A 12,807-nucleotide genomic window follows, 5' to 3' on the forward strand; every position below is an offset into this window, starting at 1 on the left:
GGATCTGACGAAGATGGCCGCCGCCGTGAACGGCCAGCCGGAGTGCAGCACGCTGCCCGACACTGTCGCAGGCCTCGGACAGTGCTTCGTGCAGATGGGCCGCAAGGTCGCGCCCAAGGCGCTGATCGGGTTCCCGCCTGCCTTCTGGAACGGCACGCCCGTCGAGATCGCCGCGATGATGCGGGCCGCCGGTGCGAACCAGGCGGATTTCATCGTCGCCCAGACCAGCGACCGCGACGCGGGCTGCCGGGAGGCCGCGTCACCACCCCCGGAATGCCAGAACGGAAGCGCTCCGTTCTATTGGGACGCAAGCAACAAGACCAGCCCGAACTTCCACGATTCCCAGAAGCAGTATTCGGACTACCGCACGGCCCTGGGCAACGGCCTGCCGATCCTGTGGTGGCAGACGCCCATGGGCGTGCCTTCCGACACGCCCGGCGGCACCGACCAACACTACCGCGACAACCACGTCGACTACATGCTGAACAACACCCAGGAGTACGGCGACATGCACACCATCGGGATCGTCTTCAGCCCAGGCGGGAGCCATCAGACCTCGATCAACACGGATGGCGGGCAGTTCGCGCGCCTCTCGGCGCAATACCTCGCGCGAGGCGGCGCTGCGTTGAAGTAGCTGTCATGTGCCTTCGCTACCGCGCGGAGGCACCTCCATCGACCGGGATGACCGCCCCGGTCAGGTAGCTGGAAGCGGGCGAAGCCAGCAGCAGGGCCAGGCCCTTGATCTCGTCGATCCGGGCCACCCGGCCGACTCGAGAAAACGCAGGCGCCCACCGTTGATGTTTCGAGCTGGACCTTGTCCGCGACCCCCAACCGGTCCATCAGTTCGCTGGCGGCACCGAATGTGCAAGTCATCCTGCGCGACCGGCTCATCGAACAGATGGTAGTCAGAGAAGATAGCGGAGAAGAGCCCGCGATAGGCTTCGCGGCTACGGTCGTCCCGCCGATGATGAACAGCGAGCGCGCAGGACAGGCAGGTCGTACGGCTGGTGCCGGTCGCCAGCGTCGTCGACCTGTACTTCCAGTTCGCCCACGCCAACGACCGCGTGGCGATGGCCGAAGCCGGCGAACGCGATGCCCGACGCATCGTGGCCCTGGTTCAGGCCCGTTTCCAGGCGGGGGCAGAAGGTCGGCTGGCGCTGCATGAGGCGCTGCAAGTGCGCGAGGAACGTGCCGCCGATCTGGCGGCTCTGCGCCAGGCAGCCACGGTGCTGCGCGAGCGCGTGCGAGTGCTGCTGGATGGCGCTTCCCGATCATTGGCGAGGAGTATTTGGCCGGACCGAATCTGAGGTTCAGCTCGGTCAGTGGCGGTGCAAAGGCTGCCAAGACAGGCATGCCCAATTGCCGAAAAATTCAGAGTCAAATGAAGCTGACAGGGAAGAGTTCAGAGTTAGCTGGGAATCGACAACCGGCGCAGCGTTGACGCAGCGCCGTCGCCGCGGCGCTCACTGCTTCGGAATGCCGGCCAGGCGGATCACTTCCGACCAGCGCTGAATCTCGTCCCGGAGGAGGTCCGCCTGCTGCTGCGGCGTGCTTCCCTGCGCCTGCACGCCAAGCTGGCGCAGCCGTTCCTTGACCTCCGGCGCGGCCAGCGCCGCATTGGCCTCCTTGTTGAGCCTCGCGATGACGGCGGGCGGCGTCTTCGCGGGCACGGCAAGGGCGTTCCACGACGAGACCCTGAAACCGGGCGCGCCGCTCTCCGCGACTGTCGGCGTGTCCGGCAGCGCGAACGAGCGCTTCGCGCCCATGACCGCGATGGCACGCAGCGACTTGCCGCTGATCTGCCCGAGGATCGGCGCGAGGATCTCGACGCCGGCGTCGATCTGCCCGCCGCGCAGCGCCGTGATCAGCGCGGGCGAGCCGTTGAACGGAATCACCTGCGCGTCGATGCCGGTGCTGCGCTTGAAGAGCTCGGCCGCCAGGTGCTGCGTGCTGCCCACGTTGATCGTGCCGATGTTGACGGTGCCGGGATGTGCCTTCGCATAGGCCAGCAGCTCCTGCATCGTCTTGAACCTGGCGTCGGCGGCCGTCACCACGGCCATGTCGAAATAGCCGAGCATCGACACCGGCGCGAAGTCGCGGACCGTGTCGAACGGCAGGCGCTTGAAGAGCCCCGCGCTCACGGCATTGCCGTTGGACATCAGCAGCATGGTGAGCCCATCCGGCGCCGCCTTGGCCACCGCGTCGGAAGCGACCACGCCGCCGGCGCCCGGCTTGTTGTCCACGATGATGCTCTGGCCCATGGATTCCGACATCTTCTGCGCGACGGTGCGCGCCGTGAGGTCGGCCACGCCGCCGGGGCCGAAGGGCACGACGAGGCGGATGGGCTTGGTCGACGATGGTGGCTGTTGCTGCTGCGCGCTCGCGCCCGCGCAGAGCAACGAGAGTGCAGCCAGGGCGAGCGCCGAATGCCGGGTGGTCTTGAGCAGGATGTTTTTCATGAGCCTCGACTCCAGTGTGGGACAAGCATGCACGGCATCTCAAAAGCGGTGGCGCACGCCGAGCGCCAGGCTTCCCCGCCGCGCATATCCCGTCAGCCGGTCCGAGAGATAGACCGCGTAGAGATCGGTGCGCTTGGAAAGATAGTGGTCGTAGCCGAGCGCCGCGGTGGTGCGGCTCGCGTCGGCCAGCGGCGTGTCGCGCTGCGTGCGGGCCACCGACGCCATCACCCGGCCCGCGCCCACGGGCACCGCGGCGCCGAACTGGGCAGTGCGGGTCCGGGTGCGGGTGTCGGGTGTGTCGGTTTGAAAGTACTGGCCGTAGACCTTCACCAGGCTGAAGTCGTACGAGAGTCCGGCCATCTGCGCCTTCTGGCTCGCGATGGGCGCGGCCAGGCCCGGGCCCACCTTCACCTGCTGGGCGGAGATCACCGCGGCGAACGGGCCGTTCGCGTAGTTGACGGTCAGGTTCAGGTTGTGCCGGCCGGGCCGGTCCGCCACTTCACCCAATCCGTATGCCGCGGACACCCGGAACCCCGCCATCTCGGGCGAGGTGTACTGAATGGTGTTGTCCCAGACGCTGTCGCCCAGCACCGCGCGGTTGTAGCCCGTGTTCCAGACCTGCAGCATGACCGGGCTCAGGTTGGCGGAAGCGAGAAACGGATTGAAGTTGCCCGTGGCCGCATAGAGCGCGTTGGTCTGCCGGCCCAGGCTCAACTGGCCGTAGGCGCCGCCGAGGCCGACATAGGAATTGCGCGAGAAGTAGGGATCGGCCGATGTCCTTCCGAACGTGCCGCTGTCGGCCTGGATGAAACTCTCCAGTGCGAAGAATGCCCGCAGTCCGCCGCCCAGGTCTTCGGTGCCCCGCATGCCCCAGAAGGAGGTCGTCATGCCGCCGCTGTTCAGCACCCTGGTGCGGCCTGGCTGGTCGCTGCGGCGCAGCGAACCCACGTATTGGTCGAGCACGCCGTAGATGCTTGCGCCCCCCGTGGGGGCGTCCTGTGCCAAGGCCGGGCAGGCTCCGAGCGAAGCTGCCGTGAGGCCCGCCGCAAGGCAGGCGCGAGCGCACATATCCATTCGTTTGTCTCCATCTTTCTTTTTGAAGCGCCGGGAGGCGGTCCTGGGTCGGGCTCCGGCGTGATGGACTATCGCCACTCGGGCGGCGGCTCGCTATCCGGCCCGGCCACTTTTAGATATGTCGCGGCGGCATACCTGGCGCCCACGTCTTCCTCGCCACTCAGATGCGCGGGACTGCGTCGCCAACGCCATTGCCACCGGGGACATCGCTTTGACCATCAACCTGCAAACGCTCAAGTGCGGTGAATGCGGCAGCGGCGCGCTCCAACGCTCGGGGCTCAACCAGTACGCTTGCGCGCATTGCGGCTCGGTGCCGATCGTCGAGGACAACGTCTCCGACCGGCTGGAGTGGGTGCTCGAGCAGGTCAAGGAGGAAGCCGGACGACGGCTGGCGGTCGAACAATCGGCGCGCGGCCGCAGCGCGGCCCGGTCGATGGCGCCGCGCACGATCCCGAGCGAGGGCCTGCGGCTCGAGGCACGCCAGGTGCTGGCCGGCAGCGGCAGTCCGGCGCAGCCCTGGCTGCTGGTGACGGCGCGCAACGAGCGCGGCACCGCGATCGAGCGGCCGAAAGTCAATGCGATCCTCTACGACCGCGACAACCGCATCGGCGAGCACAGCGAATCGATGCCGATCGGCACGCTGATGCCCCGGGGAGACGGCGCCGGTGCTGATCAAGCGGCCGAGGTGTGGCTGTTCGGCCTCCTTGCCAACGCGCGCAAGGTGCCGATCGCGGCACGGGACTACCGCATCGACTACAGCCTGACCGAAGGCGCGCAGCAGGCCAAGAAGCGGGTGTTGACGAGCAGCAGCCGCGTGATCCGCGCGGCCGGCGCGCCCGAGACCCAGGGCGCGTCGCAGCGCCTGAGCAGCGCGGACCTGCTGGCCGACGGCGGCGCCGGGCAGGTCGACAAGGCGCGCCGACCGACTTCGCCGCGGGCCGGGCTACTTTCTCCTGCGACCTGAGGCGGCCGCCGGCTGCGCCGAGGTCTGCGAAGGTGCCGCGCCGCCATCCACGCCGAGCCGGCCGCCGCCGCCCAGGCCCTGGCCGCGCACCGTCTGTGCCTTGTAGCTGCGCAGCGAACGCACCATCTGGTTGAAGGCGTCCATGAAGGCCGCCGCGATCAGCTTGCCCTGCGGCGTGCGGGTGTAGCCGCCGACGTTGCCGCCGCCGCGCAGGCCACTCAGTTCGCCGAAGCCCGCGAAGTCGGTCTTGGAGGCGCTGCCCTCCGAGGCCGCCACCTGCACGCCCGAGCGGTTGTCGATGAGCGTCAGCAGCGCAGCGGCTTCCTTGGTCTGGAGGCTGGCACCCAGGCTCGCGATGGCGCGGCCGCGGCCACCGCCGACCAGCCCGCCAATGGCGCCACCGAGCCCGCCCGCGTCGTTGTTGCTGAACACGATTTCCGGCGAAAGTCCGTAGTCGGACGCCACCATCTGGCCGCGGCCGAAGTTGCTGCCGCCGCGCATTTCGCCCGACTGCATGAGCGCGCGCTCGCGCGTCATGGCGTTCATGCCGGCCGCGCCGCGCTCGACCACCACGAAGCAGTTCGACTGCTGCACCAGCAGGCGCAGCAGGTTGGCCGTGGGCGGCAGGCGGTATTCGCCGGTGAGGATGGTGTACCAGCCGGCATTGACGTTCTCGATCAGCGAGACGGTGCCCAGCGGCGAATCGCAGCGCTCGAGGGCGCTGCTCTGGCCGGAAGTGGCCGAGCCCGCAGCGCTGCCCGTCGCGACTGTCTTGGCCGACTGGCTGCCCATCTGCATGTCGAGCGACGGCATGTTCTGGCAGCCGGCAATCGCCAGCAGCGTTGCCGCGGCTGCCGTGGCCATGGTCGGTCTTGAAAGCGCGCGCTGCTGGCGTGGCTTGCCTGTGGACTTCTTCATGCGATCCTCCCCCGTTGGTTGCGAAAGGGCCGGAATGCGGCCCCGCGCAAATTTAATGGGAAGGCAAGATTGCCCACAGTGTCTAAAGTCACTTCTTGCGCCGGCGCGGGTTGTCCGGCACGCCGCCGCCCGCGGGACCTCGCTTGATGTCGAAGGCGCCGATCTTGGTGGTCTGCAGTACCGGGCGACGCAGGCGTTGGACACTGCCCGATGAGTCTGATCGCCTGAAGCTCAACGAGCGGCCGGACGCACGTCGACATCCACGAGTTCGACGATGGCCTGCATGAGCATTCCCGCGCTGACCGGTTTGAACAGCACGGGCACACCGCACGCGCGCACACGCTGCAATCGGTCGGGCGCCGTCTCGCCGGTGATCAACAGCATTGGCGCATCGAGCCGGAAGCGCTCGCGCAGCCGCTGTCCGACCTGAAGTCCCTCGGCGCCTTCCGCCAGGCGGTAGTCGCACATCAGCAATGCCACGGGGTGCGCATCCGCGCCGGACTGCATGAGAACTTCCACTGCTTCGGCCTCCCCAGCCACCGCCACGACGTCGAATCCATAGGTACGCATGAGCTCGGTCATCGCCTCGCGGATGTCTTCCTCGTCGTCGATCAGCAGGACGCGTCCCGCCAGTTCCGGCACCCGGAAGTAGTGGCGCCCGGGCGATTCGAGTTCCTGCAAGGGAAGGCCATCCTGCGATGCCTGCATTGGTTCGGCCAGCGGCATCGTCAGGCGAAAGCGCGTCCCGCGTCCGGGGTGGGATCGCAGTTCGATCGGATGGTCGAGCAGGCGGCCAAGGCGCCGCACGATCGACAGGCCGATGCCCAGGCCGCGGGAGCGGTCGCGCCCGGGGTTGTTCACCTGGTAGAACTCTTCGAATATCCGATCCGCCTGTTCCGGGGCGATGCCGATGCCGGTGTCGCGGATTTCGATCCACACGCGTTCGCCGCGAGTGCGCGCGACCACGGTCACTCCGCCCTGTGGGGTGTACTTCAAGGCGTTGTCGACGAGGTTCCAGAGCATCCGGTACAGCAGTTGTGAATCGCTGCGCACCCACAAGCCGCTGGCCCGCACGCGCAACTGCAGCTTCTTGCGCTCAGCCTGCATCGCGAACGTGTTGTTGAGAAGAAGGAACAGCGCATCGAGTTCCAGCGCGTGTGGCACGGGTTGCACGACGCCTGCGTCGAGGCGGGAGATGTCGAGCATGGCGTCCAACGAAGTCCCGAGGGCATCGACCGCACGCATCAGGCGCTCGACGTGCCTGGCCTCGGGGCGCCTGCGCAACGCATTTCCCAGCGCGGCACCGAACAGGGCGATGGCATGCATAGGCTGGCGCAGGTCGTGGCTGGCCGCGGCCAGGAACCGGGTCTTTTCGGCACTGGCGCGCTCGGTGGCGGCGATCTGCTCGCGCAACCGGGCAGCGAGTGCTTCGTTCTCGAACTGCAGGATCAACGAAGCCGTGAGCCGCTTGTTCTGCTTGACGCCCTCGCTCAGCGTCAGCACCAGGTTGACGAAGGCGAAGCCGGCCAGGAACCAGTTGAGCGCGCCGCCATACCAGGCCAGCGAGATGATCAGCCCGCTCATCATGGGAATGCCGTAGCCGAACATCGCGGCCTTGAGGGGCCAGCGGGCTTGCACCGCGCGGGTCCAACTGCCCATGATCACTACCGTCACGAATGTGGTCAGCATCGGGTTCTGGATGACGGCGAGAAAGAGGCTGCAAGGCGCGGTCATCGCGCTGATCAGGGTGCCGATGCGGGCGTATTTCCGTGCCCAGTAGGGACTTTCGGACAACGGCACCTGGGGCGTCCAGCGCGACGTGAACAGGGCGTACAGGTCCACCAGGACGATCATCGCGATCAGTGCGACAACCAGCAGCCGATAGGCCGGGGCGATACTGAAATAGCCGAAGCATCCGATGCAGATCGCAAAGCCCATGTGCGCGACGATGGCCGTGGTGTACTCCGCGTACACCGAGGCCACGTGCTCGCGCAGCACCCGCATCCTGAGCGTGGCATCGACAGTCAACCGCCCTGGCGTGGTCGGGTCATTCATTTCGTTTCCTCCCGCGGGCCGGCCTTGCGCCCCCTGCTGCATGCTTCGGCGGGACTCAGCGCAAGCTGCTGATCAGCTGTGAGCGCGAGCGCACGCCGAACTGCAGGAGAATACCTGCGACATAGTTCTTGACCGTGCCTTCGCCGAGTTCGGCCAGTACGGCAATTTCGTGATTGGTCCTTCCCTCCAGCAGCCAGTTGAGCACCTGCAGCTGCCGCCTCGTCATCTTGTGCTTGGCCCTGCTGGACAAGGGCGGTACAGCATCGCCCGGCGATGGCATGGGAAAGAGACGGCTGCTCACCGAAGCATCGCCGCCCAGCAGGCCGCAAGCCCGGATGAAGCTCACGACCTCCCTCAGTGTCGCGGACTTCGGCAAGAACGCGAGGGCGCCCAGGGTCATGGCTCCCTGGGCGAGCGTGTCCTGCGCAAGCGTCGTACTCCCCGCTTCCGAGAGCACGACGACACGCGCGCCGGGATAGCGCGCTCGAAACGCCATGAGGCCGCTCAATCCCTTGGTATCCGGCAGGTACAGGTCCAGCAGCACCAGTTCGATCGCGTCCTGGCTGCCCTCATAGATGGCCAGGGCTTCGGCAAGATCGCCGGCTTCGAAGATTTCGAAGGGTGTCGCCGAAACGTTGGCCTGCAGCAGGGCGCACACACCCATCCTCACGAGATCGTGATCGTCCACGACCAGGATGGCGCGCGGCTTGGCGAGGGCTTGCTGTGCTGCCTCGAAAGGCAGGGATGAAGTCCATTCGGTCGTGGTCATTTCCAGATGCTATGCAGCACGCGGGCCGCTCGGGAAGTGCATAAGGTCATTGCCGCTCCCTCCCCCGTGCAAACGCGAATGAAACGGCACGACCCCAGGCTCTTTCCCGTTATATAGAACTTTCTTGCTATTGCCCGCTCACTGCCAGTGAACAGCCCATTCCCTTCAGGTGGCACGCAATGCCCTTATGCACTGTTCTCGCATGTGTGCGTCCCGTACCTTCGCGAGGTCCGGCGCGTGGTCAGTTCGGCGATGGCTTTCAGCAGCGCCGCGGCGCTCACCGGCTTGAACAGCATGGGCACCCCCGCAACCCGTGCGCGCCGCAGTCGCTCGGGCGCGGTTTCGCCGGTGACCAGCAACAAGGGCACGGCCGGGCCCAGGCGCTCGCGAAGACATAACCCGACCTCCAGTCCATCCTCACCGTCGGCCAGTCGAAAGTCGCACAGGAGCATCGAGAAGGGGCGCGACGCGGCCTCGGAACGCGACAACACTTCAAAGGCCTCGGTCTTGCTGGCCACCGCCACCACATCGATCGAGTGGCCGTGCAGCAGTTCGATCATGGCCGCGCGGATTTCTGCCTCGTCCTCGATCAGCAGGATGCGCTCCGGCAGATGGGGAGCGATGGACGCCTGGCGCATGGACGGCGACAGATCCTTGAGCAAGAGATCGACCGGCAGCGTCACGACGGCCTCTGCCTTCTGCACCATCACCCGAAGTCGCGTTCCCCGGTTCGGGCGGGAGTCCACCAGCACCGGATGGCGCAGCAGGTGCGACAGGCGCTTGACGATCGACAAGCCAAGACCCAGGCCGCGCGCGCGGTCGCGGCCTGGGTTGTTGATCTGATAGAACTCCTCGAAGATCTGCCCGAGCTGGTCGGGCGCAATGCCGATACCGGTGTCGCGCACTTCCACCCGCACCGTATCGCCAAGGGCTCGCGCCCTCACGATCACGCCGCCTCGGCGGGTGTACTTCAAGGCGTTGTCAATCAAGTTGGAGAGCATGCGATGCAGAAGGTGTGCGTCGCTACGCACCCACAAGCCGCTCGTGCGCACACGCAACGCCAGCCCTTTTTGTTCAGCCTGAGGGGAGAACGTGCGATCAAGTGCCAGCAAGATCACGTCGAGTTCGAAGGCCTTGGACTCGACGCTCATCGTCCCCGCATCCAGGCGCGAAACATCGAGCATGGCGTCGAGCGATGACCCCAGGGCGTCGACGGACCGCAACAGGTGCTGGGCATTCTTTTTCTCCGGTTGGCCGCTCAACGCCTGTTCCGTCACGGCGCCGAACAGCGCGATGGCATGCATGGGCTGGCGCAGGTCGTGGCTGGCGGCGGCAAGAAATCGGGTCTTCTCTTCGCTGGCGCGCCGAGTGGCCTCGATCTGCTCCTTCAGGCGGTTGGCAAGGAATTCGTTCTCGAACTGCAGGATCAGGGATTTGGTCAAACGCTTGTTTTGCTGAACCCCCGTGCGCAGAGTGAGCACGAGATTCACGGTGCAGAACGCCGCGAGGAGCCAATGCAGGTCACCGCCGCGCCATGCAAGGGCAATGATCAGGCCGGACATCGTGGGAAGGCCGTAGCCAAGCACGGCTGCTCGGATGGGCCAGCGGGCCTGCGCTACGCGAGTCCAGCTTCCCATGATCACCACCGTCGCAACCGAGGTCACCACCGGGTCGTTCACCACCATGAGAAGAAAGATTGCCGGAACATTCGTCACGCTCACGAGCGTCACGAGAACGGTGTACCTGTGCGCCCAGCGAGGGGTGTCGGCCAAAGGCACGTCGGGCGTCCAGCGCGGTGCGAGCAGCGCATAGGCATCCACGGCGGTCAGCAGGGCAAGCCACGGCAGCACCCACACCTGAAGGGCCGGCTCGACTCTCGGATAGCCGAACAGGACGATGGCAACGGACCAGGCAAAGTGCGCGGAGATGGCCATGGTGTGGCTCGCGTAGACAGATGCCACATGCTCGCGCAACACGCGCATCTGCAGCACGGGATCGGTGCTCGGATCCTTCGGTGCGCCGTCGTCGTTCATAGCGATCGTTTCCTTGACCTTGACACGCAGCAGCCGCGCGGTTCTTCACGCGCCACTGACAACCCGGCGCCGGAGCATCACTGCACCACGGGCTTGCGGTCGCAATTCCCGGGGCCGCCGATGACTGGCCCGCCAGGCTGCTTCGGTGGGCATTATTTCTCATGCCCAGGCGAACCGATGCGCACTATCGAAGGGAGGGTGCGACGTCGGCGTCCATCTCGCGGATCGATTCCAGGCCCGGCGGCTCGAACGCCCTGATCGGCGGCAGCGCGCCGTCGTAGCGTTCGACCTGCACCGTGCTGAGCTGGCCCGCGCAGCCTTGCGCAAGCGACGAGGTGCCGATGTCGCGCGTCAGCACGTTGGGATTGCCGTGCGCGCACATCGGGCGGCCCTGGTCGTCCACTGCCGGGTCGTACCAGGCGCCGGTGGGCAGCTGCACCACGTCTTCGCGCATGTCGGTGCACAAGTGCGCGCTGGCCAGGCAGGCGCCGATCTCGTTGAAGAGCCGCACGATGTCGCCCTGCGCGATGCCGCGTGCCGCGGCGGCAGCCGGATGCAGCGTGCAGACCTCGCGGCCGCGGCGCTTGCTGGCCTGGCTGTGCGCACCGAAGTCGAGCTGGCTGTGCAGCTTGGTGTGCGGCTGGTTGGCGACCAGCCACAGCGGATGCTCGGCGGTCGGCGCGAACTTCGGCGCAAGCCAGGCCGGGTGGCCGGGGCAGTCGGCGTAGCCGAAGGCGGCGATCGTCGGCGAACTGACCTGCACCTTGCCGCTCGGCGTGGGCAGCGGCGCGCCGGCGGGGTCGCTGCGGAAGGCGCGCAGCATCCCGCCGTCGTCGTCCCGCTGCGGCAGCATGAGTTCGCCGCGCTGCCAGAAGGTCTCGAAGTCCGGTGCCTCCAGGCCCAGCGCCTCGAGCCCGGCGCGGGTGCGCTCGTACAGGTGGGCGAGCCACTCGCGCGTGGTGCGGCCCTCGCCGAAGGCCTCGAGCGCGCCGAGCCGTTCGGCCAGCGCGCAGAAGATGTCGTAGTCGTCGCGCGCCAGGCCGTGCGGCTCGGCGATGCGGTGCATCGCCACCACCATCGGGTCGGTGGGCGTGGCGCCGATGTCCTCGCGCTCCAGCGTCATGGTGCTGGGCAGCACGATGTCGGCATGGCGCGCGGTCGCGGTCCAGGCGATCTCGTGCACGACGAAGGTGTCGAGGGTGCGGAAGGCCTCGGCCAGCCGCGCCAGGTCCTGGTGGTGGTGGAACGGATTGCCGCCCGCCCAGTACGCGAGGCGGATGTGCGGATAGCGCAGGCGCTGGCCGTTGTAGTCGAAGGGTCGGCCCGGGTTGAGCAACATGTCGCTGATGCGCGCGACCGGAATGAACGCCTTCACGCCGTTGCTGCCCTGGGGCAGCGCGGCCGCCGGCACGGCATTGTTGCGCTTGCCGTAGTGCGCCAGCGTGCCCAGCGCGTAGTTGTAGCCGCCGCCGGGCAGGCCCAACTGGCCCAGCGCGGCGGCCAGCACCGCGCCCATCCAGACCGGCTGCTCGCCGTGTTCGGCGCGCTGCAGCGAGTGCGACACCACCACCAGCGTGCGCTTGCCGACGAGCGAGCGGGCCAGGTCGGCGAGCTGCCGCGCCGGCAGGTCGCAGATCGGCGCGGCCCAGGCGCAGCTCTTGGGCACGCCGTCGCTGCGACCCATCAGGTAGTCCTCGAACGCGACCCAGCCGTCGCAGCAGCGGGCGATGAACTCGCGGTCGTGCGCACCGTCGCTGACGATCTGGTGCACCAGGGCCAGCATCAGCGCCGTGTCGGTGTTGGGCCTGGCAGGCAGCCATTCGAACTGCGCTTCGTCGGGCAGGTCGCTCCTGAGCGGACTGATGCAGACGAAGCGGCAGCCGCGCGCCGCCGCTTCGCGCATGGCGCCGCGCTCGACGTGGCGGCTGATGCCGCCCGAGGCCACGCGCGAATTCTTCAGTGCCATGCCGCCGAAGGCCAGCACCACGTCGGTGTGCGCGACGATCTGTTCCCAGGTCACGTTGCGGCGCGCCACCTCTTCCATCGAGCCGAGGATGTGCGGCAGCATCGGGCCCGAGGCGCCGGCACTGTAGCTGTTGACCGAGCGCACGTAGCCGCCGAGCGCGGTGTTGAGGAAGCGGTGCACCTGGCTCTGCGCATGGTGGAAGCGCCCCGCGCTCGACCAGCCGTAGGAGCCGCCGAAGACCGCGCCCGCGCCGTGCCGTTCCTTCACGCGCCGCAGCTCCGCGGCCAACAAATCGAGCACCTCGTTCCAGGGCAGGGCCACGTACGCATCCTGGCCGCGCAACGGATCGGGCCCGGGGCCGCGCTCCAGCCAGCCCTTGCGCACCATGGGCGTGGTCACGCGCGCGCGGTGGTGCAGTGCATCGGGGAAATTGTCGAGCAGCGGGTTCGGGTCCGGATCGCCGGGGTGCGGCTGCACCGCGAGCGTGCGGCCGTCCCAGGCGGCACGGAACACGCCCCAGTGGGCGCTGTGCGGATGGAAGATGGGTTTGTCGGCCGGCATGGTGCGGA

The 12,807-nt window shown here is 67.5% G+C and carries 9 protein-coding genes and 2 pseudogenes; 3 read left to right on the top strand and 8 right to left on the bottom strand.

The genetic code is table 11. From position 1 onward, the window contains the following. Positions 1 to 634, top strand: a pseudogene (locus EJO66_RS25180) (hypothetical protein); the annotation flags it as partial. A gap of 16 nt (positions 635 to 650) precedes the next feature. On the opposite strand, the gene EJO66_RS25185 reads toward EJO66_RS25180, so the two are convergent. After that, positions 651 to 761 (bottom strand): SDR family oxidoreductase, encoded by a 111-nt coding sequence (locus EJO66_RS25185; protein WP_223262379.1) that lies wholly within the window; start codon positions 759 to 761, stop codon positions 651 to 653. Positions 762 to 986: 225 nt separating this feature from the next. Between EJO66_RS25185 and EJO66_RS25190 the strand changes: the two are divergent. Continuing rightward, a pseudogene (locus EJO66_RS25190) lies at positions 987 to 1,307 on the top strand (TolC family protein); the annotation flags it as partial. A gap of 156 nt (positions 1,308 to 1,463) precedes the next feature. On the opposite strand, the gene EJO66_RS25195 reads toward EJO66_RS25190, so the two are convergent. Beyond that, complete coding sequence (locus EJO66_RS25195; RefSeq protein ID WP_164547897.1) at positions 1,464 to 2,459, bottom strand: tripartite tricarboxylate transporter substrate binding protein; 996 nt, start codon at positions 2,457 to 2,459, stop codon at positions 1,464 to 1,466. A 39-nt stretch (positions 2,460 to 2,498) separates the two neighbouring features. After that, positions 2,499 to 3,533, bottom strand: coding sequence for a porin (locus EJO66_RS25200; protein ID WP_125966429.1), 1,035 nt, complete (start codon positions 3,531 to 3,533; stop codon positions 2,499 to 2,501). Between the two features lie 211 nt (positions 3,534 to 3,744). On the opposite strand from EJO66_RS25200, the gene EJO66_RS25205 reads away from it, so the two are divergent. After that, positions 3,745 to 4,497, top strand: coding sequence for a hypothetical protein (locus tag EJO66_RS25205; protein ID WP_125966430.1), 753 nt, complete (start codon positions 3,745 to 3,747; stop codon positions 4,495 to 4,497). Here EJO66_RS25205 and EJO66_RS25210 read toward each other — a convergent pair. From EJO66_RS25210 to EJO66_RS25230, 5 genes are all read right to left on the bottom strand, one after another. Beyond that, positions 4,477 to 5,415, bottom strand: a complete 939-nt coding sequence (locus EJO66_RS25210; protein ID WP_240648742.1) for a peptidoglycan-binding protein — start codon at positions 5,413 to 5,415, stop codon at positions 4,477 to 4,479. The two genes, EJO66_RS25205 and EJO66_RS25210, sit on opposite strands and share 21 nt — an antisense overlap. 231 nt (positions 5,416 to 5,646) lie before the next feature. Beyond that, the gene (locus EJO66_RS25215) at positions 5,647 to 7,470 is read right to left on the bottom strand and encodes an ATP-binding response regulator (RefSeq protein ID WP_125966431.1); all 1,824 of its coding nucleotides are present in this window, start codon (positions 7,468 to 7,470) and stop codon (positions 5,647 to 5,649) included. Positions 7,471 to 7,525: 55 nt separating this feature from the next. Next, on the bottom strand, positions 7,526 to 8,239 hold the full coding sequence (locus tag EJO66_RS25220) for a response regulator (RefSeq protein WP_125966432.1): 714 nt from the start codon (positions 8,237 to 8,239) through the stop codon (positions 7,526 to 7,528). Positions 8,240 to 8,424: 185 nt separating this feature from the next. Next, entirely contained in the window at positions 8,425 to 10,272 is a 1,848-nt protein-coding gene (locus EJO66_RS25225) for an ATP-binding response regulator (RefSeq protein WP_125966433.1), read from the bottom strand. A gap of 184 nt (positions 10,273 to 10,456) precedes the next feature. Beyond that, the gene (locus tag EJO66_RS25230; RefSeq protein WP_125966434.1) at positions 10,457 to 12,799 is read right to left on the bottom strand and encodes a molybdopterin guanine dinucleotide-containing S/N-oxide reductase; all 2,343 of its coding nucleotides are present in this window, start codon (positions 12,797 to 12,799) and stop codon (positions 10,457 to 10,459) included. Positions 12,800 to 12,807: the final 8 nt, after the last annotated feature.

The organism is Variovorax beijingensis (genome assembly GCF_003951285.1).
GTDB classification, from domain to species: Bacteria; Pseudomonadota; Gammaproteobacteria; order Burkholderiales; family Burkholderiaceae_C; genus Variovorax; species Variovorax beijingensis.